Below are 26,169 nucleotides of genomic sequence, written 5' to 3'. Positions count from 1 at the left end.
CGGTCCCGTCCCGCGATCCGCGGTGAGCGATCATGGCCGGGCCCAACGCCTGCCCGAGGAGAGCCGAACCGATGACACTGCGCTGCGCCGTACTCGACGACTTCCAGTCCGTCGCCACCCGGGCCGCCGACTGGTCCCCGCTCGCCGGCCGGGTGGACGTCGTCTCCTTCCCCGAGCACTTCGCCACGGAGGACGAACTCGCCGCGGCGCTGGAGACCTTCGACATCGTGGTGACCCTGCGCGAACGCGTCCCCTTCCCCGCCGGCCTGCTCGACCGGCTGCCGCGGCTGCGCCTCCTCGTCGCCTCCGGCATGCGCAACACCGTCATCGACCACCAGGCTGCCGCGCGCAACGGAGTCACCGTGTGCGGGACCGCCAGCTCATTCGCCCCGCCGGTCGAACTCACCTGGGCCCTGCTGCTGGGCCTCGCCCGCGGCATCGTCCCGGAGTCCACCGCGCTGCGTTCCGGCGGCCCCTGGCAGTCGACGGTCGGCGCCGATCTGCACGGCCGGCGCCTCGGACTGCTCGGGCTCGGCCGGATCGGCAGCAGGGTCGCCGCGGTCGGGCTCGCCTTCGGCATGGACGTGGTCGCCTGGAGCCCGAACCTCACCGCCGAGCGGGCCGCCGAGGTGGGCACCGGACTCGCCGCGTCCAAGGAAGAGCTCCTCGCCACCAGCGACTTCGTCTCCGTCCACCTGGCGCTCGGCGACCGCAGCCGCGGCCTGATCGGCGCCCCGGAGCTGGCGCTCATGGGCCCGGACACCTACCTCGTCAACACCTCCAGGGCGGCCATCGTCGACCAGGACGCCCTGCTCGCGGCCCTGCGCGCCGGGACCATCGCGGGCGCCGCCGTCGACGTGTACGACACCGAGCCGCTCCCGGCCGACCACCCGATGCGCACCGCGCCGCGCCTTCTGGCCACCCCGCACCTGGGCTACGTCTCCCGCGCCAACTACGCGCGCTACTACGGCGAAGCGGTCGAGGACATCGAGGCGTACCTTGCCGGCGCTCCGGTCCGGCTCCTGGGGGCGTGAGGCGGACCGGGCGGGATCGCGGCGGCACTCAGTAGCGCAGCGCCGCCGCGATCCGGTGGTGCTCGTTCAGGGTGTCGTCCGGGAGGAACACCACCTCGGCCCCGCTGTCCAGGGCGGCTTCGACGAGTTCGTCCACCACGTCCTCGCGTACCGTCTCGTCGCCCGGGGCGACCTCCTCGTCGCCCACCGGCACGAGGTGCCCCTCGGTCAGTCGCGCCGTCTCCTGGAAGTGCTCCTCCACCACGACCAGCCCGGCGCGCCCCTCCTGCACGGCGGTCCACACCTCGTCCAGCCCGCCCGCGAAGGTCTTGGCCCCGCGCGCGCCGTCCAGCCGGGCGCGTACCTCGGCGGCGCGGCGTTCCGCGTGCTCCGCCATCGCCGTGCCGAGTTCCGCGAGCAGGGCGGTCGGCGTGATGTCGGCGGGCGCCCCCTTGGCGACCCGGCCGACGGCCGCGTGGGCGCCGTCTCCGGCGCTGTCCAGCAGCGCGAGCGCGGGCGGCAGCCCGACCAGGTACAGGGGGCGCGGCTCGGCGGCGAGCACCGCGCGCAGCTTCTCGTCGGCCGTACGGAGGAACTGGCGGGTCTCCTCGTCGGAGAAGGTGCTCGGGGTGTCGCCGATCCGCTCCATCCGCTGCGGGTTCGGCGCCTCGCTCGGGGCGGCCAGCGGGAAGCCGCCCCTCTCCTCCAGGTGCACGGAGTCCGCGGTGCCGCCCCAGAGGTTCGCGTGGTCGGCGGCGACGGTCAGTGCCCAGAACGGCTGTGCCTGTGCCTTGGCCGCGACCAGGTTGCGGGTCAGGTAGGTGTCGCTCAGCACCACCCGCTCGGGAGCGGTACGGGGCAGCTGCCAGATCTGGTACTCCTCCGTGCTCACCAGGAGCACCAGGGAGTCCAGCGCCCGGCGCGGGTCCACCTCGGCGACCGCACGGTCCAGTTGCGCCCGCAGGGCGGCGGCGGTCTCGCGCGACACCCGCGGATCGGCGTCGAGGTGACTCGTGGCCGCGGCGACCAGATTGCGCAGCCGTACGGCGTCCTGGGCGTTGTCCGGAGCGCGGCGGTGGGTGGGCATCGTCAGGGACAGGACCGGATAGGTGCGGGTCGCCCGCAATTCCTTGAGCACTCCGGTGGTCAGGGCGTCCGTGTCCATCGTTCCCTCCCAGGGGTTCGATTCCGGTGGAGGGCCCGGCGCGGTGTACCGCGGGGCCCGGGCCGTTCCCCGCTCCAGGTGACGGAAGGCCCGACGAGTCAATTCATACCTTTTGATCCTAATATGGGCCAATTAGCAGCTGTCGTGCTCGGGAGGTAGCGGTATGTCCACCCTTACCGTGTGGAAGTTCCGGACGGCGGACGCCGCGGAGAGTGTCGAGGAGTCACTCAAGTCCCTCCAGAAGGAGGGGCTGATCAAGATCATCGACGCGGCGGTGGTCAGCTGGCCCGCCGACCGCGCGAAACCCCGCACCAGACAGCTCCGCAGCCTGGTCGGCGCCGGTGCGCTGGGAGGCACCTTCTGGGGAATGCTCTTCGGGCTGCTCTTCCTGATGCCGCTGCTCGGCGCGGCCATCGGCGCCGCGGCCGGGGCGTTGGGCGGCAAGCTCGCCGACGTGGGGATCGACGACGACTTCATCGACGAGGTCAAGGAGCAGGTCACGCCCGGGACTTCCGCGCTTTTCCTGCTCACCGTGGACGAGGTCGCCGACCGCATCGGCGCTGCGCTCCCCGGCGGTGGGGCCGAACTGCTCCACAGCAACCTGGACGCCACGAGCGAGGAGCGGCTCCGCAGCGTCTTCGCCGAGGACCCTGAGGACCCCGAGGCTGCCGGAGGCGATGCGTCCGGGCCCGGAGCGACCGACGGGAACAGGTGAGTCCGGCCGGCGCCGAGCCGCCCGGGGGGCCGTCCGCGTCCGGGGTGCCCGCCGCGCCGCCGTTCGCCTCGGACGGTGCCGGGGCGGGAGCCGCGGGTGCCGTGACAGCGGCCCTCGGCCAGCTGCGTGCGCGGTTCGCCCCGATGCGGCAGGGCGAAGTCGCGTCGTACATTCCTGAGTTGAGCCGGGCCGATCCCGACGCCTTCGGGCTTGCCCTGGTCAGCATGGACGGCCATCTCTACAGCGCGGGCGAGGCGCGCACGCCCTTCACCGTGCAGTCCGTCTCCAAACCGTTCGTCTACGCCCTGGCGCTGGCCGAACTGGGGCTGGACGAGGTCTCCGCCTGGGTCGGCTCGGAGCCCAGCGGCGAGGCGTTCAACGCCATCAGCCTGGAGCACGGTACCGGCCGGCCCGCCAACGCCATGGTCAACGCGGGGGCCCTGGTCGCCTCCTCGCTCGTTCCCGACACCCCGGAACACCCGCGATTCGAACGCATCCTGGAATTCCTGGGCCGGTTCGCGGGACGGGACCTGGACGTGGACGAGGCGGTGTACCGCTCCGAATCCGCGACCGGCGACCGCAACCGGGCGCTCGCCTACCTCATCCGGGGCGCCGGACGGCTTCCCGTCGATCCGGTCACCGCCTCCGAGACGTACTTCCGGCAGTGCGCGGTACGGGTGACAGCCGTGGACCTCGCGGTCATGGCGGCCACCCTCGCCCACGGCGGCGTCAACCCGCTGACCGACGACCGGGTCGTGTCCGAGGAGGTCGCGGCCCAGGTCCTGGCCGTCATGGCCACCTGCGGGATGTACGACGCGTCGGGGGAGTGGCTGCTGCGGGTGGGGCTGCCGGCCAAGAGCGGGGTCTCGGGAGGCCTGATCGCCGCCGGGCCCGCCCGGTTCGGGCTCGCCTCCTACAGCCCGCCCCTCGACGCCGCCGGGACTTCCGTGCGCGGGCGGACCGCCTTCGCCGCCCTTTCCGAGCGCCTCGGGCTCCATCTGATGCTCAACCCCGCGCTGCCCGGTTCCACCGTCACGCTCGTCACCACGGGGGAGGACCCGCCGCCCGGCAGCGGCCCGGAGGTGAAGGGGCGGGTGGCGGTGGTGGCCGCTCAGGGGGCACTGGACTTCACCGCCGCCGAACGGGTGCTGTACGGACTCGACGAGGCCGGCTCCGCGGGAGCCCCCTCGGTGGTGCTGGACCTGCGGCAGGTGAGCGGGATCGAGTCGGTGGCGTACGCGATGCTCCGGCAGGGGCTGGCCCGGCTGGAGAGGGCGGGGCACCACGTGGCCCTCGCCGACCCCGCCGGGCGGCTGAGCACCCCGCCGGCCGGCCGGTCACCCGCGGCCGCCGGCCGGCTCGGGGGCGAGGGCCGCCCGGACACCGGTCCGCCGAGCTTTTCCTCCCGTGCCGAGGCCGTCGCGCGGGCCGCGCGAGAAGGAGACGCGCCGGAAGGGAGCGGGCGGAGGGCCTGAACGACGGTTGCGAACGGCCGTGTTCCGGGTTCGCCACCGGGAGCGGCGGCGAACCCGGAACAGGGGGATCACCAGATCGACTCGACCCATTCCGGGTGGTCGATGAACGGGTTCCGGTTGTGCTGGTACTGCGTGTATATGACCTCGTTGCGGTTCTTCTCGAAGGCGCTCGGCGGGTCCTCCTGGCTCCACTCCTTCAGTACGGAGAGCTTGCCGATGTTCGGCGCCGAGCCGTTGTTCACCTTCTCGTTGGGCTCCAGGTCGGCCCAGGCGTCGTCGCCCTCGTAACGCACCGCCATGTAGAGGATCATCCGTGCGACGTCGCCCTTGTCGGCGTCGCGGGGTTCGAAGGAGTCCGCGTCGGTGTAGTTGCCGGGAGCGCCGGAGACCTGGCTGCCGCCGTTGTCGAAGTCCTTGTTGCCCCGGATGGAGTTGACCTGGACGTCGGCCGGACGCAGATGGTGCAGGTCGGTGCCGGGGCCGGTCGCCGTACCGAAGTCGCCGTGCGACTTGGCCCAGACGTGCTCACGGTTCCACTGGCCGACGTTGCCGCCGTTGTCGTCCTCGGACTGGGACTCGCCGGTGTACAGCAGGATGACGTTGTCGGGGTTGGCGGGGTCCTCGTCGGTGTCCTTCAGCGCTTCCCAGACCTGGCTGTACGAGACCTTCGTCTGGCTGCTGATGATGGTGTGCAGCGCCGCCTTGAGCGCGGTGCCGGACTTGCCGAGGGCGCCCGCGTAGTACGTGTCGTCCAGGGTGGCCGAGGCGGTGGCGGGCGCCAACGCGGCGACCGGCGCCGGGGTGTCCTTGGCCGGGACCGCCGCGGCGGTCCCGGTGAGAACGGTGACGGCAGCGAGGGCGGCGAGGAGTGGACGCGCGTAGATTTTTGGGTGACGGGACATGTGGGGTGTCCTCTCCGGGACGGAAAGGGCTGCGGCCACCCTCGGATTCGTGGGGGAGGGAGGGGATGCGGCAGCCAAGTGAAGGGCGATCTGCTCGGCAGCCTTCCATGCGCGCCGTACCCGATGCATGAACGGAACGTAATCATCATGTGCAGGTCAAGTGGTGACCGGTCCCGCCGGCCCCAGCAGCCCCGGACGTCCCATCGAGGAGTCCGTCGGGAAGCCCCTTCAGAGATCACGCCACTGTCGCGGCCCTGCCCGGAGGCCCCCGTCGCCCGCTCCGTCCGGCCTCGGATGCGCGTGCGGCGCCGCGGCGCGAGAATTGCCCGAAAGGACGAGGAGGCGGCATGAGCCAAGATCCCGAATCCATATACCTCACGCGTGACGCGCGGGCGATCACGCCGCAGGAGGTCACGCCGGACCGGCTGCTCCACACCGGAGCCGTCGACCGCCCGAGTCCGGAGGACCTGGTTCTCGCGTCGGGCCGGGACGTGACACCGAAGACCCTGGAATGGGCCAGGCGCAAAATCGCCGAGGAAGGCCGTTCGGCCATGGACAAGCGGCTGCCCTGAGCACCGGCGGGCTCCGGGAGGGAGCGCCCGGCACGGCGGGTGCTCTCTCCCGGGATAGCCTGAACGCACAATGAACCGTTTGACGACGTCACAGGGCCCCGTCGACCTGGCCCGTTTCCCCGAGCACCCGCGCGACCCCCTCCGCGCCTGGGACGCGGCCGACGAGTACCTCCTCAACAGGCTGGACGGCCCTGCGGAGCCCGGCGCAGCCGGACCGGCCGGGCCGGTCGACCTCTCCGGCACCGTCGTGGTGGTCGGCGACCGCTGGGGCGCGCTCTCCACCGTGCTGGCACGCCACCGGCCCGTACAGATCTCCGACTCCTATCTGGCGCAGTGCGCCACCCGCGCGAACCTCGCCCGCAACGGCGTCGACCCCGAGTCGGTGCGCCTGCTGTCGTCGCGCGACACCCCGCCGGACCGGATCGACGTCCTGCTCGTACGCGTGCCCAAGAGCCTCGCGTTCCTGGAGGACCAGCTGCACCGCCTGGCGCCCTCCCTCCACGAGGGCACCGTGGTCATCGGCGCGGGCATGGTCAAGGAGATCCACACCTCCACGCTCAAGCTCTTCGAGCGCATCGTCGGCCCGACCCGCACCTCGCTCGCGGTACGCAAGGCCCGGCTGATCTTCTCCACCCCCGACCCGGCCCTGGCGCGCACACCCAGCCCCTGGCCGCTGCGGTACGAACTCCCCGCGGACATCGGGCCCGCCGCCGGACGCACGGTCGTCAACCACGCCGGCATCTTCTGCGCCGAACGGCTCGACATCGGCACCCGCTTCTTCCTGAAGCACCTGCCCACGCGCTCCGGCCCCGACCGGGTCGTCGACCTCGGCTGTGGCAACGGAGTCGTCGGCCTCGCGGCGGCGCTCGCCAACCCGGACGCCTCCGTGGTCTTCACCGACGAGTCGTACCAGGCCGTCGCCTCCGCCGAGGAGACCTTCCGGGCCGGCACCGAGCCGGGCCGCGAGGCGTCGTTCGTCGTCGGGGACGTACTGGCCGAGGCGGAGCCCGGCAGCGCGGACCTGGTCCTCACCAACCCGCCGTTCCACTCCCACCTGGCGACCACCGACGCCACCGCCCGGAACATGTTCCACGGCGCGCGCACGGCGCTGCGGCAGGGCGGTGAGCTCTGGGTCGTCGGCAACCGGCACCTCGGCTACCACACGCAGCTGCGCCGTATCTTCGGCAACTGCACCACCGTCGCGGGCGACCCGAAGTTCGTGGTCCTGCGCGCCGTCAAGCGCTGACGCCACGTGACCCGGCGCCGGACGACCGGCGCCGGGTCACGTGGGCGGCCGTACCAGCCCCGTGCGGTAGGCCAGGGCGACGAGCTGCGCCCGGTCGCGGGAGTGCGTCTTCGCCAGCGTGCGGTGCACATGGGTGCGTACGGTCAGCGGGCTGAGCACGAGACGTTCGGCGATGTCGTGGTTGGAGAGCCCCTCGGCGACCAGCACCGCCACCTCCCGCTCCCGGGGCGTGAGTTCGGCCAGCGCGTCCGCGTCGGCGGGCGGCGAGGGCGGCGGCGTACCGACGAACGAGGCGATCAGCGAGCGGGTCGCCATCGGTGACAGAAGTGCCTCGCCCGCGGCCACGGTCCTGATCGCGTCGAGCAGGGTGTCGGGGTCCGCGTCCTTCCCGAGGAACCCGCTCGCCCCGGCGCGCAGGGCCCGGGCCACGTACTCGTCGGTCTCGAAAGTGGTCAGGATCAGGACCCGGGTCGGGGCCAGATCCGGGTCGGAGCAGATGGCCTCGGTGGCCGCCAGGCCATCGGTTCCCGGCATACGGATGTCCATCAGGACCACGTCGGGGCGGTGGGCGCGCACCGCCGCGACCGCCGCCGCGCCGTCCGACGCCTCGGCGACGACCACGAGGTCGTCGGTGGATTCGATGAGCATGCGGAACGTCGCGCGCAGCAGGCCCTGGTCGTCCGCCAGCAGTACGGTGCAGGTCACGTGGTGGGTTCCTGTTCGGGAGAAGGGTCGTTCGCGGTCAGCTCGCCCGGCAGCAGAGGGAGCTCCGCCACCACCGAGAAGCCGGTTCCCCGGCGTCCCGCGGTCAGGGTGCCGCCGACGAGCTGGGCGCGCTCGTGCATGCCGAGCAGTCCGAACCCCGAGGGCGCCCCGGCCGGCGCTTCCGGGGTCACCGGCGCTTCGGAGGCCCCCGCGGGGCCGTCGTCCGTGACGGTCACGACGATGCGGTCGCGGCCGTAGCGCAAGGTCACGACAGCCGCGTCGGTGCGCGCGTGTTTGGCCGCGTTCGTCAGCGCCTCCTGGACGATCCGGTACGCGGTGAGGCCGACCCCGGAGGAGACCGGGAGCGGCCGCCCCTCCTCGCGCAGGGTCACCCGGAGCCCCGTCGGAGTGAACGACTCCGCAAGGGCGGGCAGATCCTCCAGCCCGGGGGCCGGTTCGAGGGGCGAGTCGGTGTCACCGGCTTCCCGGAGCACCGCCACCGTCGCCTTGAGCTCGCGCAGCGCGGACGAGGTGGTGCCCACGAGCTCGTCGAGGACCCGGCTGACCCGCGGGTCCGGATTGCGGCGGGCGAGATACGCGGCGGTGCCCGCCTGGGCGTTCGCCAGGGTCATGTGGTGGGCGACCACGTCGTGCAGGTCGCGGGCGATGCGGATGCGTTCCTCGTCCACCCGGTGCCTGGCCTCCTCCTCGCGGGTCCGTTCGGCGAACACGGCGCGCGCCTCCACCGCTTCGAGGTAGGCCCGGCGCAACTGTACGGCGCCGCCCATGTAGGGCATCAGCAGCAGCCAGGCGACCGGATTGACGGTCTGGAGCACGAAGGAGTAGTTCGCCGTGTCCTCCAGCAGTGAAACGGCCACCAGCAGCAGGGCGACTCCGGCCGCCCACCTGAAGGCCTCGTGCCGGTCCCTGTCCCGTGCGAACCAGTACAGGGACGCCATCAGCTGGCCGAGGACCAGCGGTGTCAGCAGGAACCCGAGGGACGTGGCCACGGCCGCGCACACGGCGGTGACCACGACGGTGCCGCGCGGGTGGAGACGGTGGAACAACAGGGCCAGGCTGCCCACGCCGCCGAGCACCGCGCCCCAGACCCACTGGCTGCCGTCGTTCGGATGCGTGCTGGTGGCTACACCGGCGGTGACCGTCACCGCGAACAGGACGAGGGCGAGGACGCCATCGGCGACCAGAGCGCGCCGCCGTACGAACTCCTCCCAGCGCGTGACGAGGGGCCGAGCCTTCATCAGCGGCCTCCTTCGGGCTGTCCGTCCCATGATGATCTCCCTTGAGCGGGGTCGCGATCGGGCTGCCCGTGTCGCGAGGACACGGGCAGCCCTGACCCGGTACGTACCTTCCGGCCGCCTCAGACGCCTGCGGGTTCCCGCTCCGGGGACCGTCCGGAGTCCGCTTCCGCAGCCTCGGCCGGTGCGGCCTCTCCGGCGAGCTTCTCGCCCTCCACGTCGACCTTCGGCAGGATCCTGGCCAGCGGCTTCGGCAGCCACCAGGCCCAGCGTCCGAGGAGCGCGAGGACAGCCGGCACGAAGGCCATCCGGACCACGAGGGCGTCGAAGAGCACGGCGATCGCCAGACCGAACCCGATCGTCTTGACCATCGACTCGCCGGCGGTCACGAAGCCCGCGAAGACCGACATCATGATCAGCGCGGCGGCCACGACCACCCTCCCACTGGCACGGAAACCGCTGACCACGGCCTCCTTCGGGCTCTCGCCGTGCACGTAGGACTCGCGGATACGGGAGACGAGGAAGACCTCGTAGTCCATCGCCAGGCCGAAGACGATGCCCACCAGGAAGATCGGCATCATGCTCATGATCGGTCCGGCCTGCTCCACACCGAGCAGATCCGCGGCCCAGCCCCACTGGAAGACGGCGACCACGGCTCCCAGCGCCGCCAGCACCGACAGGAGGAAACCGAGCGTGGCCTTCAGGGGGACGAGCACCGAGCGGAAGACCATCATCAGCAGCAGCAGGGCCAGACCCACGATGAGGATCAGGTAGGGAACCAGGGCGTCCTGGATCTTCTGGGCGACGTCGATGTTGAGCGCGGTCGTCCCGGTCACCTCGAAGGTGGCCCCGGTGCCGTCCTCGATGGCACCCCGGTCGCCGCGGATGGAGTCGACGAGCTCGACGGTGGCCTTGTCGGTGGGGCTGGTGGACGGCACGGCCGACAGGACGGCGGTGTCACCGGCCGCGTTGAAGCGGGGTGCGGACACCGACTCCACCCCGCGCGTCCCGGCCAGGCGGTCGTGGATGTCCGCCACGGCGTCCTGCGGATCGGACGCGCCCTGGGCGTCCACCACGATGGTGAGCGGACCGTTGAAGCCAGGGCCGAAGCCCTCGGCCAGCGCGTCGTAGGCCCGGCGCTCGGTGGTGGCCACGGACTTCGACTCGGCCCCCGGCATGCCCAGCTGCAGATCCAGCACGGGCAGGGCGACGACGCCCAGACCGATCACCGACGCGATCAGGACCGGCAGCGGACGGCGGGTGACGAAACGGGCCCAGCGGCTGCCACCGTTCTCCGCCGGCTTCGCGTGGACGCCCTCGGCGGACGCGGCGGCGACGGCTCCATCGGCCGCCCGTGCGGCGGCACGCCGGCGGGCACGGCGCCCCTCACCCGGGGCAGCGGTGCGCAGTGCCGCCTTCCGGGCCCGTCGGGCCACCTTGCGCAGCCGTCGCGGCAGCACGGTGTTCGGCCAGAGACCCAGCAGGGCGGGGACCAGGGTGAGCGCGATCAGGATGCCGACGGCGACCGCCCCGGCCGCGGCGAAGCCCATGGTGGTCAGGGTGGGAATGCCGACGACGAACAGGCCCGCGAGGGCGATGATCACGGTGAGTCCGGCGAAGACGACCGCGGAACCGGCCGTTCCGACCGCCATGCCGGTGGCTTCCCGGGCACCGCGGCCCTTGCCGCGCTCCTCGCGGTAGCGGGAGACGACGAACAGGGCGTAGTCGATACCGACCGCGAGGCCGAGCATGGACGCCAGCGAGCTGGTCGACGAGGAGAGGCCGAAGGTGCTGGCCAGGGCGCCGATCGCCAGAACGGACACGCCGACGCCGACGACGGCGGTCAGCAGCGGCAGCCCGGCCGCCACCAGCGAACCGAACGTGACCAGCAGCACCACGGCGGCGACGAGGATGCCGATCCCCTCCGCGGGACCACCCGACTCCACCTGGCCGGCCAGCGCGTCGCCGCCCACCTCGACGGTCATCCCGCTCGCGCGGGCATCGTCGATCGCGTCCTGGACGGGGGCCTTCTCCGCGTCGGTGAGATCGTTCGCGGTCTCCTTGAACGTCACCGTCGCGTAGGCGGTGGAGCCGTCCTCGCTGACCGCGCCCGCGGCGAACGGGCCCACGGCCGAGGCGACCGCCCCGGCACCGGCGGCTTCGGTCACCGTCTCGTCGACGACCGCCCGGTTCTCGGCGCTGGTGACGCGCTCCCCGTCCGGCGCGACGAAGACGATACGGGCGGTGGCCCCGTCCGAGGCAGCGCCGGGGAAGCGCTTCGCCATCAGGTCGTAGGCCTGCTGGGACTCGATCCCCGGCATGGTGGTGGCGGAGTCCTTGGCCTCCGGCGCGACGGCCGAACCGACGGCGGCGCCGACCAGGACCAGCCCCCACAGGGCGATCACGAGCAGTCGCCTGTGGAAGGCCCCGAGGCCAAGGCGGTAAAGGAAACTGGCCACGGTGACGGGCCTTCCGGTCGGAGTACGTGCGGACTCCTCCACCCTCCCCGGACAGGCACCGGCGGGCGTCGTGCGCCTGCCGTCATCCGTAGTACTGCGCTGGTGGTACACGCCGGCCCTGCGTCGTACGGGCGCACGGCATCCGGGTCCACCGCCCGCACGGGCCGGTGCACCCGGACCCGCGCGGCGTACCATGGTGGACGGTCATCCGCGCGTCCGGTATCCGCCCCGCTCCGAGCTGGAGGCCCACGCGATGAACGATGCCGACCCCGGGATCTTCGGCACCCGCACGGTCACCTGGCAGATGCACGCCGACCCGATGATGTGGGTCGCCGGGGTGCGGGCCCTCTACCTCCAGGCGCTGCACCCGCGCGCCGTACGGGGCGTCACCCAGAACAGCGACTTCCGCAAGGACGCCTGGGGCCGGCTCCTGCGCACCGCCGACTTCGTGGGGGTCCTCACCTACGGCACCACCGAAGAGGCGGAGAGGGCGGGCGCCCGGGTCCGCGGGATCCACAGCCGGATCACCGCCACCGACCCGGAGACCGGCGAGACCTACGGCGTCGGCGAACCCGGACTGCTCCTGTGGGTGCACTGCGCGGAAGTCGCCTCCTACCTCGAAGTCCAGCGCCGCTCCGGCTACCCGCTGTCCGACGCGCAGGCCGACCGCTACGTCGACGAGCAACGCCGCAGCGCCCGTCTCGTCGGGCTCGACCCGGCCGACGTCCCCGCCACCACCGGCGGGCTCGACGCGTACTTCCACCGGATCCGGCCCGAACTCGCGGCCTCGGCCGAGGCCGCGGAGGTCGACGACTTCCTGCGCCGCCCGCCCGTCCCCGCACTTCTGGTACCCGCCCGCGCGGTGCTCTGGCGGCAGATCGCCGCGCTCGCCTACGACTCCCTGCCGCCGTACGCCCACGACCTCTACGGCCGCCCCGCCCCGCCCGCCGCCACCGTCGACCACCGGCTGCGCGCGACCGGCCGGCTCCTGCGGGCCGTACCCGCGCGACTGCGCCGCAGGATTCCGCCCCGGCGGATCGAGACCGCGATGGCCCGACTCGGCCCCGGTAGCCGACCCGACCCGCGCCGACTGCCGGGACGGCCCGCCATACTGGATCCGCCGGGGAGGGCGCGTACGTAACGGAGCGACGGGGGCGACGGCGGACCATGGCGGAGACCAGGCTGATCCAGGGCCGGTACCAACTGCTCGATCTGATCGGGCGCGGCGGAATGGGCGAGGTGTGGCGGGCCCGCGACGAGTCCCTGGGCCGACAGGTCGCCGTCAAATGCCTCAAGCCCTCCGGCCCCCCGCACGACCGCACCTTCACCCGCGTCCTGCGGGAGCGGTTCCGCCGAGAGGCCCGGGTGGCCGCCGCCCTCCAGCACCGGGGCGTCACCGTCGTCCACGACTTCGGCGAGCACGAAGGTGTCCTGTACCTGGTGATGGAACTGCTCGAAGGGCGTAACCTCGGCCAGCTCCTGGAGGACAACGACAGGCGGGCGCTGCCCGTCGACGACGTGATCGACATCGCCGAACAGATGGCCGACGCCCTGGGGTACACCCACCGGCAGGGCATCGTGCACCGCGACCTGAAGCCCGCCAACATCATGCGGCTCACCGACGGCACGGTGAAGATCTGCGACTTCGGCATCGCACGCCTCGCCCAGGACATCGGCTTCACCTCCAAGCTGACCGGTACCGGGATCTCGATGGGCACCCCCCACTACATGTCGCCCGAGCAGATCGGCGGAGTCGGCGTCGACCAGCGCAGCGACCTCTACTCGCTGGGCTGCGTGCTCTACGAAATCGCCACCGGAGTACCTCCGTTCGACCTGGACGACGCCTGGGGCATTCTCGTCGCCCACCGGGACACCCCGCCCCGGCCGCTGCGCGCCCACCGCGCCGAACTCCCCGAGTTCTTCGAGCGGATCGTGCTCGACCTGCTGGCAAAGTCCCCCGGACAGCGCCCGGAGGACGCAGGCTCGGTACGGCGGCGGATGGTCCTCTCGCGCACCGGCGGCGAGCGGGACACCGGCCCGGCCCCGACCCCGTACCCCGTGCCGGCCGCACGCCCCGCGCTGCCCCCGGCCTCCGGTCCGCGCGAACTGCCCGACTGGACCCGCTCGATGACGATCGGACGCAGGGCCACCGGCACCCGGCGCGGGGACGCCGGACCGGGCGATCACGCCGCCGCGCTGACCGGCGCCTGGACGACCGGGGTCCGGCCCCCGGCACTCCCGGCCCCCCGCCAGGTCCCGGCCTCCGACGCGCTGCGGTCCCTGGCCGGACGCCACGAGGAGGGCCTCGCCCTCTCCCGCGCGGGGCGCTGGGCGGAGGCGGGGGAGATCCACCGCGCGGTCGCGGCGGAACGCGCCCGGCTGCTGGGGGCCATCCACCCCGAGGTGCTCGCCAGCCGGTACGAACGAGGCGTCTGCCTCAGCCGCACCGGACACGACAGCGAGGCGCTGGGAGAGTTCGGCCAGGTCGCCGAGGGGCGGACGGAGGTTCTCGGCCCCGATCACCCCGAGACCCTCGCGGCGCGCCAGGAGACGGCGTACGTCCTCGGGCGCCTCGGACGGCACGCCGAGGCGCACCGGGTGTACGCGGCGGTGCTCGCCGACCGGGAGCGGACGGCGGGCCCCGACCACCCGGACACGCTGAACTGCCGCCACAACATGGCCTTCACCCTCGGCCGGCTGGGCCGATCCGAGGAGTCGTACCGGATGTCGTGCGAGGTCGCCGAAGCACGTGCCCGGGTGCTCGGCGCCGGCCACCCCGACACCCTCGTGACCCTCTTCGAAGTGGGTTACGCCCTCGGCCGTGCGGGGCGATGGCAGGAGGCCCTGGACACCTACACCCAGGTCGTGCGGGGCCGGGTCCACGCACTGGGCACCACCCACCCGGACACGCTCGCCACCCGCCAGGAGATCGGCATCTGCCTCGGACGCCTCGGACGGGGCGCGGAGGCGACCGAGCTCTACCGCGCCCTCGTGCACGACCGGACGGAAGTGAGCGGCCCGGACGACCCGGAGACGCTCCGGGCCCGGCACGGCCTGGGAGTCAACCTCGGCCGCACCGGCCAGTGGGAAGGGGCTCTGGCCGAGGCACGAGCGGTGTGCGCCGCGCGGGAACGCACCCTGGGGCCCGACCACCCCGACACCCTCGTCAGCTGCCGCGAGGTCGCCGTCGCGCTCGGATGGCTCGGCCGCTGGGCGGAGGCGCTCGACCTCTACCGGAGGGTCGCCGAGGCCCGGACCCGGGTGCTCGGATCCGGCCACCCGGACGCGGTGGCGAGCCGCGACGACGAGGCCCGCTGCCTCCAGCAGCTCGGCCACGCGGCCCCGCTCACCGATTCGCCGCAGCCCGCCGTGCCTCCCGCGCCGCCCCACCCCGGAGCGCTGCCGCCTGCGCCGCCCCACCCCGGAGCAGGTACCCACCGGTGAGCGCGACCGGCCGCCGAGCCCTCCCCTCTTGCTTCAGCAGCCCCTGACGAGGAGTTCGGCCCTGCTCCGGGGCGATGTGGTGTGCACGTAGTGGTCCTCGGCGGCTCGCCAACGCATGATCCACTCCTCGGAGTTCTCGCCGCGTGCTCGCACACGCGTCAGGCAGACGCCTCGCGGTGTGTCGACGTAGGCGGTGAAGTGGTAGCAGGGGGCCAGCTCCGGGCGGGCGGAGTAGACCCCTTCGACGATCACCACGGTTCCCGTGGCGATCTCGCGCCAGGCTCCGAGCTGTTCGGTGGTCCAGTCGTAGAGCTGGTAGCGGGCGGCCCGGTCGTCCCGCAGCGGGATCAGGACCTGGTCCCGGAGACGTTCCCAGTCGAAGTAGCGGTGATAGCCCTGTTCCGCGTCGAGCAGTTCTCGCTCGCCGGCGGGCATCGGGCGGTAGAAGTCGTCGACGTGGACGACGACGGCGCCGTCGAGGAGTTCGGCCACTGCGGCGGCCAACGTCGTCTTGCCGGATCCTCCGGTGCCGTCGATGGCGACGATCGTGGTGGTCCCCCGGGCCCGGGCCAGGTGCAGGACGCCGTCGGCGACGGCCTTAGCCTGCTCCACCACGTCCACGGGTTGCTGATGCGCGCGCAGCTCGGTGGTCCGCGCGGCACTCGACAGCACGGTCCTTTTCGCATCGCCGAGGTCCCCGTGGCGGGCTCCCAGCAGTTCCCAGGTGACGACGATCGAGTCCATGACCCCGGCTCCGAGGTCCCGCAGCAGCCGCTGGACATCTTCCATGCCCTCGTCCTGGTCCAGCAACGGCCCGCATCGCTCGACCAGGCCGGCGAGTCGTGCGGCATGATCCGGAGAAAGACCCTGGACGTTGTCGAACACGAGAACTCCTCGGGGGGCGGCGTGCGGGGCGGAGACAAGCTACTTTCCGCGCGCCTCCGGATGCCACCGCTTTCCCGGTCGTCCCGAGGCATTTCGTTGGATCATCGCCGCGGGGGCCGGGGGCCGGGGGCCGGGGGCCGGGCGTCGGGTGTCGGCGCGGCGGGTGGGAGTCCTGGCCATGACGATGCAGGCCGAGTGCGGCGGGACAGGGGGCCGACGAGGCACCTGCGCCGACGAGTCGAGACGTCGACATCCTCCGCAGCGGCGCGGGTGGGTCGCGCGCCGCGGCCTCACCACCGTCACCCCGTCGGTGGCCACTCCGAAAACGGAGTTGCCGTCATGAAAGATCATCCGGCCCGGCGGTGGAGCGTTCTGACGGCCGTCCGGCCACGCCCCTGCCCCTCTGCCCGGCCGGGTGGACGGGGGAGTGGTTCGGCCCGTCCCCGTGATGCGGGTGAGCGGCGGAGCGCCTCGCGGGCCGTTCCGTGCACCATCCGTGTGCTGCCGGCCCGTCCGTAGCGGCCGAATCGCGTCCTACCGCATCTGACGACCCGTCCGGACCCTGGATACATGGGGGATACCGGAAATACCGCGCCAGGACCGGACAGTGCCGATCACATCTACCAGGCCCTCCTCGAAGGTGCCATCGCCCCGCGCCCGCCCCATCCGCCCGAATGCCCCTTCTGCGACCTCCGCCAGGACCGCTACCCCACCCACTACGGGGACCACTGGGTCCTCCTCGAACCCGGAATGGTCGTCGCCGCGCACACAGTCCCTCCGCACGACCGCTGGATCGTCCTTCCGGACGGAAGAGCCATGAACCTCTGGGACGCCGAGCCCGTCCCGGGTACCCGATGCCACATTCCGCACCGCCTGGTCTGCCCGTATCTGCGACCGGGAGACTTCGGGACCTGGGTCACCGTCCTGCGTCAGGAGAACAGACGGAGGGCGGGCCGGTTGTTCGAGCTTCCGGAGGACGGCCCCTCGCCGGTCGACCATTGACGCAGCGTCACGACAATGACAGGACCTGCTGGTTCGGGCGGGCGCGGACGGACCGTGGCGACTGTCCCGCGCCTACGGGATGAGGTCGCGTGCCGCCCGGACGAGGTCCGCGTTGCTCCCGGTGGGTGTCCCGTCCGGCAGGCGGAGCACGTCTTCCAGGCCGATCCGCATGTCCAGCCCGAGGGAGGCGGCCATGCGCAGGACGGCCCAGGCGGCATCGTTCTCGCCGTGGAGGAGGACCGACGGTCCCGGCGCGGCGAGGAGCTCCTCCAGAAGCCCGGTCGCCGCGTGGATCGCGGCCTGCGGAGCGGTGTCCGTGATCTCGGCCAGGACGCGCAGCACGCGGTGGGAGCGGGGCCATCCGAGGAAGCGCTCTGCCGCATGCGTCCCCGAGTAGATGCCCGCCTCGACGCCGATGCCCCGGTCCAGCAGGGCGTCGGCGACCGTGGCGGCACCGTCCTCGTGCCAGTTCACCGACGCGTGGTCGGGCAGCACCGTCCAGGAACGGACCCGCGAGACGCGCTCCGCGGGGCCCGGCGTCGTCCAGGCTCCCGTCGTCACCCCCACGGGGACGCCGGGGACCGCCGCCCGCACGGCTGTGAGGGCCGCGGCGACCGCGGCGGGCTCCATCGTGTCCTCGCCGTCGTGGTTCTTGGGGTGGAGGTGGACGTCCTGGGCGCCGGCGGCGACGGCCGCGCGGGCGGCCGAGGCCAGTTCCCCCGGGGTGACGGGGAGTTGAGCGCATTCGTCGCGGAGTCTGGCACCGTTCAAACAGACTTGGAGCATGGCCCTGATCCTCGCAGACGGGTCCGGCATCCGGAGACGTTTTCCCTCGGTGGGCGTTGCAGGGATCACCGCGACGGCCCGCCGGGGATTCCGGGACCCCGGCGCATGTCAGTCCACGTCGAGGCCGTAGTCCCGGACCAGTTCGGCCAGCCCGCCCCGGTACCCCCTGCCGCCGACGACGAAGTCCCAGTCGCCGCCCGCCCGGCGCCGGAAGGAGCCGAGGACCAGGGCGGTCTCCTCGGGACGGCCGTCGGAGACCTCCAGGGTGTCGAGCTCGGTTCCCCCCGCGTCGAGTAACCGGATACCCGCCCTGGTGAAGCCGGACAGGTCGGCGGCGGGGTCGGCCAGCGGGTCGACGGCCGCCACGACGACGAGTCGGTCCGCCCGTTCGGGCAGCGCGTCGAAGGACACCCGCAGAGCGGCCCTGTCCGGCGCGGCGGGCGGCAGCGCGCGCACCACGCCGTCGGGGGTGCGCGGGTTGTTGTAGAAGACGAAGTGGTCGTCGTCGAGTACCCGGCCGCCGTGGCAGACGAGGGCGCACACGTCCAGGGTGACGCTGCCCGTCCAGTACATGCCCAGAGTGTTGTGGTCGCCCGCGCCGGCCCCGCCCGCGCCGTCTGCGTCGGGGCCGGCGGGTGCGGACCGCGGGGCCGGGACCGGACGCTCACGACTGCCCAGCCACCCTCGCAGGCCATGGCGTTGCAGCAGGTCGACGAGCTCGGAGCCCGCCACCAGTTCCAGCGGCTTTCCCTGCGCGAACGCGTGCGATCCGGGGCCGAATCCGGACGTCGGGACCAGGACACCCTTGTTGGCGCCGGCGTCCTGGACGGTGCCGTACAGGTCCCGGACCGCGGTCGGCTCTGTCCGACGGCCCCCACGAAGGACGACCAGGACCGACGTCTAACCGGCGGACGGATTCGCGATGATCAAGTGGCTGGCAGACGGCACCGGCCGAAGGCCGGCCGACGCACCGGACCCCCACCGTGTGTGTGGTGGGGGCCCGACCGGGTCAGCCCACGCGCCCCCAGAGGTCGTACGGGTTCGGCCCGGGGCGGAACCCGTGAGCCTCCGCCATCTCCGCCGCCTCACGGAACCCGCGGGCGATGCCCGAGGGCTCATGGGCGTCGCTTCCGAACGTCACCGCGTCTCCGCCCTCCTCGTGCCACCACCGAAGGACGGTCGCGTGCAGCGGAATGCGCGTGCTGATCTCCAGCGCCCTGCCCGAGGCGGCGGTCGCCCGCAGCGCGTGGCGGAACTCCTCCTCGAACGAGGCGAGTTCGAACGGACCGGCCTTCTGCCGTGGCCAGTAGCGGATCGGGTAGTCGATGTGGGCCAGCACGGAGAACGCGTCGCTCTGCTCGACCAGCCGGGCCACCTCCGCCAAGTACTCCCGGACGACCTCCGCCGCCCCCCGGTGCTCGTACAGGCCCGGCGGCTCGGCGAATCCCGCGCCACCCGGAAGAGGAAGGCAGTGCAGGGAGCCGAGCACCCGGTCGAACCGGCCGGTGGCGAGCACCTCGGAGACGGCCGCGGCGTGCCAGTGCGGCTCTCCCGTCTCCAGGCCGCTGAGGACACGGAGTTCCGGGAACCGGTCGCGGCACTCCTCGACCGCCTCCAGATACCCGGAGACGTCGAACTCCGGGGGAGTCAGCCGTCCGTCCGGGGTGGCCAGGGCGGCGAGATGGTCGCTGGCGTGGGGACCGTCGAGGGCGACGGTCCAGACGGTGTGGTCGAGGTGCTCGGTGAAGGCGACCGCCGGCAGCCCCAGGTCCACCGCCCGCGCGCAGGAGAGCACCATCGAGCCCTTCGGCGCGTCCCAGGACCATTCGCTGTGCACATGGCTGTCCGCCGGCAGTGTCACGAGTCCCCCTCGAGGTCGGATCCTGGAGACAGTCTGCCGACCACCGGGCGGCCCGTCGACGAGCGCACGCCGCCGGGCGGCATGTCGGCGGGAGGGCCGGGGACGTGAGCCCTGGGCACGAGTGTCCGGCGTGTCGGGGCGCTCTCCGCGACACGCCGGACACGGTCTCCGGCCCCGGCTCCCGCCATGCCGCGGAGCCCGCCAGGCTGCCCCGCGCGCACCTCTGGCCGTGCACGGCCGTCCCGTGTTACGAAGGCGGATGACCGTACCCGGAAGCACGACCCAGAAGAGTTACGACGCCGTGATCGTGGGCGGCGGCCACAACGGACTGGTGGCCGCCGCCTATCTCGCCCGGGCCGGACAGTCGGTCCTCGTACTGGAGCGGCTGGGGACCACCGGCGGCGCGGCCGTCTCCACCCGCCCGTTCGCCGGGGTCGACGCCCGGCTCTCCCGGTACTCCTACCTGGTCTCCCTGCTGCCGCACAAGGTGGTCCGCGATCTCGGGCTCCGCTTCACCACGCGCAGGCGCACCGTCTCCTCGTACACCCCTGCCGTGCGCGGCGGGGCCGCCACCGGGCTGCTCGTCGGCGACGGCCGCACCCGGGAGAGCTTCGCCGCGCTCACCGGCGGGGACCGGGAGTACGAAGCCTGGCAGCGGTTCTACGGGATGACGCGGCAGGTGGCCGGGCGCGTCTTTCCCACGCTCACCGAACCCCTCCCCGAACGGGCCGAGTTGCGGGCGCGCGTCGGCGACGACACCGCCTGGCGGACGCTGTTCGAGGAACCGCTCGGCGTCGCCGTGGAGAAGCGGTTCGCCGACGACCTGGTCCGCGGGGTCGTCCTGACCGACGCGCTGATCGGTACGTTCGCCGACGCCCACGACCCGGAGCTGCGCCAGAACCGCTGCTTCCTCTACCACGTCATCGGCAACGGCACGGGCGACTGGGACGTCCCCGTCGGCGGCATGGGCGCCCTCACCGACGCGCTCGCCGACGCGGCGCGTTCCGCCGGCGCCGAGATCCGCACCCGGCACGAGGCGGTACGGATCGAGACGGACGGCACCCGCGCAGAGGTCACCGTCCGCGACGACCGGGGCGAGCACACCGTCGCCGCCCGCCGGGTCCTGGTCAACGCCTCCCCCCGGGAACTCGCCGCGCTCACCGGGGACGCGGGCGAACCGTCCGCCCCGCCCGAGGGGGCCCAGCTCAAGGTGAACATGCTGCTCACCCGGCTGCCCCGGCTGCGCGACCGGTCCGTCGACCCCCGTGCGGCCTTCGGCGGTACGTTCCACATCGCCGAGGGGTACGAGGCGCTGGCCACCGCCCACCGGGAGGCGGCCGAAGGGCGGCTGCCGAGCGCGCCGCCGTCCGAGATCTACTGCCATTCCCTGACCGATCCCTCGATCCTCGGTCCCGGACTCGCGGAGCGCGGCTTCCACACCCTCACCCTCTTCGGGCTGCACACCCCTGCCCGGCTGTTCGCGGCCGACAACGCGGGCAGCCGCGACACACTCCTCGCCGCGACCCTGGCGCAGCTGGACGCCCACCTGGAGGAGCCGATCGCCGACTGCCTCGCCCGCGACGAGAACGGCGCCCCCTGCGTCGAGGCGAAGACCCCGCTCGACCTGGAGCGCGAACTGGGCCTGCCCGGTGGGCACATCTTCCACCGGGACCTCTCCTTCCCGTACGCCACCGAGCACAGCGGCCGCTGGGGCGTGGAGACCTCGTACGCCAACGTCCTGCTCTGCGGCGCCGGGGCGGTGCGCGGCGGCGGGGTCAGCGGGGTCCCCGGCCACAACGCGGCGATGGCCGCGCTGGGGCTCTGAGGGGACCACCGGGGTTTTCCGGGTACCGGCGCCACCGCACGCGCACCGCGCGGCGCCGCTCAGTCGGCGGAAGGGGCCCAGCCGACCGCCGTGACGCGGGCCGCGTCGGCCGGGCGGGCCTCGTCGAAGAGCACCCGGCCCGCGTCCTTCACCCGGATCGCGTCGGCGTAGACCCCGCGCCCCACGTACAGCTTGTCCGTCGCGTAACGCCAGCGCAGCTGGATCGCCTGCCCGCGCCAGGCGCCCAGGTCCGCGTCCACGGTGTGCCAGACACGCCCGGACCAGCCGGAGACCGTCCCCGCCGGGTGCGCGGTCGCGGTACCGTGCGCCCCGGCGCCGGCGGGCACGGTGGTGAACGGAACCGGCTGCCAGACGGCCCCCGCGTCGGTGGACACCTCCAGATACAGGGCGTCCGCATCCGGTTCGGTGTCCCACCAGAGCGCACACTCCAGCCGGGCCGGCCCGGAGACGGGACGCACGGCGGGCAGCGTGAGCAGGGCGCTGGACGCGCTCGCCATCCCGGAGAACCACGCGGTGCGCCCGTGCGCCGGGCGGACCGCGACGGCGCGCGCCATCCGGTCGGCGGAGGCGACCCGAGGTGCGCTGCCCGAGCGCCAATTGCGCACCGGGTGGACGGAGTTGCCGAGTACGATCAGGAAGGAGTCGGTCGTGGGGTCGATCACCAGGCTGGTGCCGGTGAACCCGGTGTGGCCCGCCGTGCGCGGGGTGGCCATCGCGCCCATGTACCAGTGCTGGTGGAGTTCGAACCCCAGCCCGTGCGCGTCGCCGGGGAACGCGGAGTTGAAGTCGGTGAACATCAGCTCGACCGACTCCTCGGACAGGATGCGGGCACGCCCGTAGATTCCGCCGTTGAGCAGTGTCCGGGCGAGGATCGCCAGGTCCCAGGCGCGGGAGAAGACCCCCGCGTGCCCGGCCACCCCGCCGAGCGAGTACGCGTTCTCGTCGTGCACCTCGCCCCGGACGAGCCCCCGGTCGAGCCCTGACCACGGCAGCCGGGCGTCCTCGGTCGCGGCGATGTCCGGCAGCCAGGACGCGGGCGGGTTGTAGCGGGTGCGCCGCATCCCCAGGGGCTCGGTGATCTCTTCCCGGAGCAGGACGTCGAGGGTGCGACCGGTGATCTTCTCCAGGATCAGCTGGAGCGAGATCAGATTGAGGTCGGAGTAGAGGTACGCGGTACCGGGGGCGGCGATGAGCGCCTCGTCCCAGACGAGCTGGAGCTTTCCCTCCCGGGTCGGTGCCTTGTAGAGGGGGATCCAGGACCGGAAACCCGATGTGTGCGTCAGAAGTTGATGTACCGTCACCTCGCCCTTGCCGCCCCCGGCGAACTCGGGGAGGTACGAGGCGACCGTGGCCTCCAGGGTGAGCCGGCCCCGTTCGATCTGCTGCACCGCCAGGATCGAGGTGAAGAGCTTGGACACGGAGGCCAGGTCGAAGACGGTGTCCTCGGTCATCGGTACCTGCTGGTCGGCGGGGAACTCCACGCCCGTGTCGGTCTTCTCGTCGTACGCCGAGTACCGGACCGCCATCCCGATCGGCCGGTGCAGAGCCACGGTGCCGCCGCGCGCCGCGAGCAGCACCGCTCCGGCGTACCACGGGTGTTTGGGGGAGTCCTCCAGGTAGGCGCCGGCCACCTCGACGAGCTCGCTCAGTCGTTCCTCGATCAGCCCGGCCCGCCCGGCGGAGCCGTGCCGCAGGGTGGGCCGCTTCGCCGTTGCCGTCATGCCCGTTCCCGTTCCCGTTCTCGAAGTCGCCTCCGCCCCGGAGGTCTCGGTGCCCCGCTCGGCGGCCGCCGCCGTACCCGCCAGCGGGAGCGGCGCCAGGGCGAGAGCCCCGCCGAGCGCGAGTATCCCGCCGCCCAGCCTCCGCCGGCCGATTCCGAAACCCTTCGTGTCCCCGGTCATCAGTGATCCCTCTCGGTCCGTGTCCGACATCCGCATGAAAGTAACTTTCGAAACTGCTTCCGATCGTGAAACTTGTTGCCGGAAGAGAGGGTACTGTCGCCGCTCCCGTTCCGTACGGGGTCGTGCACGGCGACAATTGACGGGCCATCGGAAAAGGGGCGTTGTGGACGCCTCCCTCCGGTGTCCGCGCCACCCTTGACCGGCGGCCCCCGCGCACACAGGATTCCGGCCATGACAGGAGCACGAAGCAGCACGGTCGACGGCTTCCTCACCCGCAGCGCCCGGCGCACCCCCGACCGCACCGCGATCCGGTACGCGGACCGGTCGTGGACCTACGCCGAACTGGACACCGCGGTCACGACCGCCGCCGCCGTCCTGACCGGCGAGCACGGGCTGCGGCACGGCGACCGGGTCGCCACCTACGCGCACAACTCCGACGTCTACCCGATCGCCTACCTCGCCTGCGCCCGTGCCGGCCTCATCCACGTACCGGTCAACCAGAACCTCAAGGGCGACGACCTGAGCCACCTCCTCGGCGACTCCGGCAGCTCCCTCGTCCTCACCGACCCGGACCTCGTGGACCGCGTTCCCGCCGGACACCGGGTACGGACCCTGCGCGACGCGCCGGGCTCCCTGCTCGAAGCGCTCGCCACGCCCCGCCCGTTCACCCCCGAACGCGCCCCCGGCGCCGACGACCTCGTGCAGCTGCTCTACACCTCGGGGACCACCGCCCTGCCGAAGGGCGCGATGATGACCCACGGTGCCCTCGTGCACGAGTACGTCAGCGCCCTCACCGCGCTCGGCCTCGACGCCGCCGACCGGCCGGTGCACTCGCTGCCGCTCTACCACTCCGCGCAGATGCACGTCTTCCTGCTGCCGTACCTCGCCGTGGGCGCGGAGAACACCGTCCTGGACGCCCCCGACCCGGGCCGGATCTTCGACCTGGTGGAGGCGGGGCGGGCGGACAGCCTCTTCGCCCCGCCCACCGTCTGGATCTCTCTCGCCAACCACCCGGAGTTCACCAACCGGGACCTGTGTGCCCTGCGCAAGGCGTTCTACGGGGCGTCGATCATGCCGGTGCCCGTCCTGGAACGCCTGCGCGCCCGCCTGCCCGGCCTCGCCTTCCACAACTGCTTCGGCCAGAGCGAGATCGGCCCCCTCGCCCTCGTCCTCGGCCCCGACGAGCACGAAGGGCGGATGGACTCCTGCGGCAGGCCCGTCCTCTTCGTCGAGGCACGCGTGGTGGACGAGGACGGCAAGGAGGTTCCGGACGGCACCTCGGGTGAAATCGTCTACCGCTCACCGCAGTTGTGCCAGGGATACTGGGAGCGTCCCGAGGAGACCGAAGAGGCCTTCCGCGACGGCTGGTTCCACTCCGGTGACCTCGCGGTGCGTGACGCGGACGGTTACTTCACCGTCGTGGACCGGGTGAAGGACGTCATCAACTCCGGCGGCGTCCTCATCGCGTCCCGCCAGGTCGAGGACGCCCTCTACACCCACCCCGAGGTGGCCGAGACCGCCGTCGTCGGACTCCCCGACGAACGCTGGATCGAGGCCGTCACCGCCGTGGTCGTCCTGCGCGACACGGCGACCGCCTCCGACGCGACCGCCGCCGGGCTGATCGCCCACGTCCGCGAGCGGCTCACCTCCTTCAAGGCCCCCAAGCGCGTCGTCTTCGTGGACGACCTGCCCCGCAACGCCAGCGGCAAGATCCTCAAGCGGGAGCTGCGCGAGCGGCTGGCCAAGGGCGTGGAGTGAGCCCGTCGGCGGAGTACGCCGGGCCCGCGAGTGCCGTTGCCGAGGGTGAATGCCGCGCTCCGGCCTCCGTCCGTGCGGTGGTCCGGCGGACGCCGCGGGGAGGACGGCGGCGCCGCGGCCGGCGGCCTACCATGAGCCCATGACCGGCGAGCGGGACCTCCGCACCCTCCTGAGATCCCTGCGGCCCGAGCTGAACGAGGGCCGGTACGTCTTCACCAGCGTCCGCCGGGACGCCGTACCCGCCGGCGTCTCGCCCGTCGTGACGGTCACCGAGCGGGAGGGAGTGACCCTCGTCCTGACCGAGTACGAGGCGAAGCGGGCCGGCCTCAGCCACACCTTCGTCGCGGGCTGGATCACCCTGCGGGTGCACTCCGCCCTGGACACGGTGGGGCTCACCGCGGCCGTCTCCCTCGCGCTGACGGACGCGGGCATCAGCTGCAACGTGGTCGCCGGATACCACCACGATCACCTCTTCGTCCCGTACGAACGCTCCGCCGATGCCGTCGCCGTATTGGAGTCCCTCGCGGCCGAGTAGGGCGCTCCGTACCCGTTCCGCGCCCCTTCGGGCGTCGCCCGGACGCGGTGCCCCGGCTTTCGACGCACCGCCCGGGCCCGGCTCCGCGAGGTGAGCCGGGCCACGTAACATGGCTGCATGTCCTTCCTCCGCCGTCGCAGCGCCGCCACTCCCGCCGGCCCGGACTTCGATGTCCTCGCCATGGACCCGGGGGACTGGCCCGGGAACCTCGGTGCCGGTCTGCTGCCCGCGCCCGACGGCACCTGCCAGGGCGTCTTCCTCCGGTACGACCTCTACGGTGGCCGCGGTCCGGCCATGATCATCGGGAACCTCCCGGCCGGCTCGCCCGCCCGCGAGACCGAGGAGGGCCAAGTCCCCTTCGAGGTCGCGCAGCTGCTGCTCGCACTGGAGAACGACGAGCCGGTGGAGGTCACCTCCACCGAGGACATGCCCGTGATGCAGGGCGACAACCTGCTGATCGTGCGCCGCGTCAAGCTCTCGGAGACGCGTATCGCCTGCGTGCAGTTCGACCGCAGCGACGGCGTCCTCGTCACGATCGCCAGCTGGGACCGCCCGATCACCGACGACCTCTACGCGCTGCTCAAGCCGCTGCCCGCGGAGCTCTTCCAGCAGGGCTGACCCCGGTAGCCGAAAGCAGGGCTGA

General features: G+C 72.7%; 22 protein-coding genes. 12 read left to right on the top strand and 10 right to left on the bottom strand.

Annotated features, from left to right (window positions below; genetic code table 11):
- Positions 1-71 precede the first annotated feature (71 nt).
- Positions 72-1,034, top strand: a complete 963-nt coding sequence (locus OHA55_RS31120; protein WP_266712793.1) for a D-2-hydroxyacid dehydrogenase family protein — start codon at positions 72-74, stop codon at positions 1,032-1,034.
- A 28-nt stretch (positions 1,035-1,062) separates the two neighbouring features.
- Here the strand turns inward: OHA55_RS31120 and OHA55_RS31115 are convergent, their stop codons facing one another.
- Positions 1,063-2,178, bottom strand: coding sequence for a chemotaxis protein (locus OHA55_RS31115; protein WP_266712791.1), 1,116 nt, complete (start codon positions 2,176-2,178; stop codon positions 1,063-1,065).
- A 163-nt stretch (positions 2,179-2,341) separates the two neighbouring features.
- Between OHA55_RS31115 and OHA55_RS31110 the strand changes: the two genes are divergently transcribed.
- Together OHA55_RS31110 and glsA are read left to right on the top strand one after the other, a co-directional pair.
- Complete coding sequence (locus OHA55_RS31110; RefSeq protein ID WP_266712789.1) at positions 2,342-2,893, top strand: DUF1269 domain-containing protein; 552 nt, start codon at positions 2,342-2,344, stop codon at positions 2,891-2,893.
- Between the two features lie 143 nt (positions 2,894-3,036).
- Positions 3,037-4,368: a glutaminase A gene (gene glsA, locus OHA55_RS31105; protein WP_266713546.1), complete on the top strand. Its 1,332-nt coding sequence runs from the start codon at positions 3,037-3,039 to the stop codon at positions 4,366-4,368.
- A gap of 68 nt (positions 4,369-4,436) precedes the next feature.
- Here glsA and OHA55_RS31100 read toward each other — a convergent pair whose 3' ends face one another.
- Positions 4,437-5,270 carry an endonuclease I family protein gene (locus OHA55_RS31100; RefSeq protein WP_266712787.1) on the bottom strand — a complete coding sequence of 278 codons (834 nt, stop codon included), beginning with the start codon at positions 5,268-5,270 and terminating at the stop codon, positions 4,437-4,439.
- Between the two features lie 347 nt (positions 5,271-5,617).
- Here OHA55_RS31100 and OHA55_RS31095 point away from each other — a divergent pair, with 347 nt between their 5' ends.
- Together OHA55_RS31095 and OHA55_RS31090 are read left to right on the top strand one after the other, a co-directional pair.
- Positions 5,618-5,842 (top strand): hypothetical protein, encoded by a 225-nt coding sequence (locus tag OHA55_RS31095; protein ID WP_266712785.1) that lies wholly within the window; start codon positions 5,618-5,620, stop codon positions 5,840-5,842.
- 70 nt (positions 5,843-5,912) lie between these two features.
- Positions 5,913-7,088 (top strand): methyltransferase, encoded by a 1,176-nt coding sequence (locus OHA55_RS31090; protein ID WP_266712783.1) that lies wholly within the window; start codon positions 5,913-5,915, stop codon positions 7,086-7,088.
- A gap of 36 nt (positions 7,089-7,124) precedes the next feature.
- Here the strand turns inward: OHA55_RS31090 and OHA55_RS31085 are convergent, their stop codons facing one another.
- From OHA55_RS31085 to OHA55_RS31075, 3 genes are all read right to left on the bottom strand, one after another.
- Positions 7,125-7,793 (bottom strand): response regulator transcription factor, encoded by a 669-nt coding sequence (locus OHA55_RS31085; RefSeq protein ID WP_266712781.1) that lies wholly within the window; start codon positions 7,791-7,793, stop codon positions 7,125-7,127.
- Positions 7,790-9,052: a sensor histidine kinase gene (locus OHA55_RS31080; RefSeq protein WP_266712779.1), complete on the bottom strand. Its 1,263-nt coding sequence runs from the start codon at positions 9,050-9,052 to the stop codon at positions 7,790-7,792. Before OHA55_RS31080 ends, OHA55_RS31085 begins: the two co-directional genes overlap by 4 nt.
- 119 nt (positions 9,053-9,171) lie before the next feature.
- Positions 9,172-11,508 carry an MMPL family transporter gene (locus OHA55_RS31075; protein ID WP_266712777.1) on the bottom strand — a complete coding sequence of 779 codons (2,337 nt, stop codon included), beginning with the start codon at positions 11,506-11,508 and terminating at the stop codon, positions 9,172-9,174.
- 253 nt (positions 11,509-11,761) lie between these two features.
- Between OHA55_RS31075 and OHA55_RS31070 the strand changes: the two genes are divergently transcribed.
- The gene (locus OHA55_RS31070; RefSeq protein WP_266712775.1) at positions 11,762-12,649 is read left to right on the top strand and encodes an oxygenase MpaB family protein; all 888 of its coding nucleotides are present in this window, start codon (positions 11,762-11,764) and stop codon (positions 12,647-12,649) included.
- Positions 12,650-12,675: 26 nt separating this feature from the next.
- Positions 12,676-14,952: a serine/threonine-protein kinase gene (locus tag OHA55_RS31065; RefSeq protein ID WP_266712773.1), complete on the top strand. Its 2,277-nt coding sequence runs from the start codon at positions 12,676-12,678 to the stop codon at positions 14,950-14,952.
- A gap of 33 nt (positions 14,953-14,985) precedes the next feature.
- Here OHA55_RS31065 and OHA55_RS31060 read toward each other — a convergent pair whose 3' ends face one another.
- The gene (locus tag OHA55_RS31060; RefSeq protein WP_266712771.1) at positions 14,986-15,837 is read right to left on the bottom strand and encodes a uridine kinase; all 852 of its coding nucleotides are present in this window, start codon (positions 15,835-15,837) and stop codon (positions 14,986-14,988) included.
- A gap of 570 nt (positions 15,838-16,407) precedes the next feature.
- Here OHA55_RS31060 and OHA55_RS31055 point away from each other — a divergent pair.
- Positions 16,408-16,839, top strand: a complete 432-nt coding sequence (locus tag OHA55_RS31055; protein WP_266712769.1) for a DUF6083 domain-containing protein — start codon at positions 16,408-16,410, stop codon at positions 16,837-16,839.
- A 72-nt stretch (positions 16,840-16,911) separates the two neighbouring features.
- On the opposite strand, the gene OHA55_RS31050 is transcribed toward OHA55_RS31055, so the two are convergent.
- From OHA55_RS31050 to OHA55_RS31040, 3 genes are all read right to left on the bottom strand, one after another.
- Entirely contained in the window at positions 16,912-17,625 is a 714-nt protein-coding gene (locus tag OHA55_RS31050) for a 3-keto-5-aminohexanoate cleavage protein (RefSeq protein WP_266712767.1), read from the bottom strand.
- Positions 17,626-17,733: 108 nt separating this feature from the next.
- Entirely contained in the window at positions 17,734-18,516 is a 783-nt protein-coding gene (locus tag OHA55_RS31045; protein ID WP_323180534.1) for a TerD family protein, read from the bottom strand.
- 118 nt (positions 18,517-18,634) lie between these two features.
- On the bottom strand, positions 18,635-19,486 hold the full coding sequence (locus OHA55_RS31040) for a PHP domain-containing protein (protein WP_266712765.1): 852 nt from the start codon (positions 19,484-19,486) through the stop codon (positions 18,635-18,637).
- A gap of 259 nt (positions 19,487-19,745) precedes the next feature.
- On the opposite strand from OHA55_RS31040, the gene OHA55_RS31035 reads away from it, so the two are divergent.
- Positions 19,746-21,311: an NAD(P)/FAD-dependent oxidoreductase gene (locus tag OHA55_RS31035; protein ID WP_266712763.1), complete on the top strand. Its 1,566-nt coding sequence runs from the start codon at positions 19,746-19,748 to the stop codon at positions 21,309-21,311.
- A gap of 59 nt (positions 21,312-21,370) precedes the next feature.
- Here OHA55_RS31035 and OHA55_RS31030 read toward each other — a convergent pair whose 3' ends face one another.
- Entirely contained in the window at positions 21,371-23,233 is a 1,863-nt protein-coding gene (locus OHA55_RS31030) for a serine hydrolase (protein WP_266712761.1), read from the bottom strand.
- Positions 23,234-23,464: 231 nt separating this feature from the next.
- Here OHA55_RS31030 and OHA55_RS31025 point away from each other — a divergent pair, with 231 nt between their 5' ends.
- The 3 genes from OHA55_RS31025 to OHA55_RS31015 all read left to right on the top strand — a co-directional run bounded on the left by OHA55_RS31025 (position 23,465) and on the right by OHA55_RS31015 (position 26,144).
- Complete coding sequence (locus OHA55_RS31025) at positions 23,465-24,991, top strand: fatty acyl-CoA synthetase (protein ID WP_266712759.1); 1,527 nt, start codon at positions 23,465-23,467, stop codon at positions 24,989-24,991.
- Positions 24,992-25,130: 139 nt separating this feature from the next.
- Positions 25,131-25,526: an ACT domain-containing protein gene (locus OHA55_RS31020; RefSeq protein WP_266712757.1), complete on the top strand. Its 396-nt coding sequence runs from the start codon at positions 25,131-25,133 to the stop codon at positions 25,524-25,526.
- A 117-nt stretch (positions 25,527-25,643) separates the two neighbouring features.
- Positions 25,644-26,144 carry a hypothetical protein gene (locus OHA55_RS31015; RefSeq protein ID WP_266712755.1) on the top strand — a complete coding sequence of 167 codons (501 nt, stop codon included), beginning with the start codon at positions 25,644-25,646 and terminating at the stop codon, positions 26,142-26,144.
- Positions 26,145-26,169 lie beyond the last annotated feature (25 nt).

The organism is Streptomyces sp. NBC_00102, assembly GCF_026343115.1.
Classification (GTDB): domain Bacteria; phylum Actinomycetota; class Actinomycetes; order Streptomycetales; family Streptomycetaceae; genus Streptomyces.
Note: the sequence above shows the minus strand (reverse complement) of the source record. Positions and strands in the feature narration are given on the sequence as shown.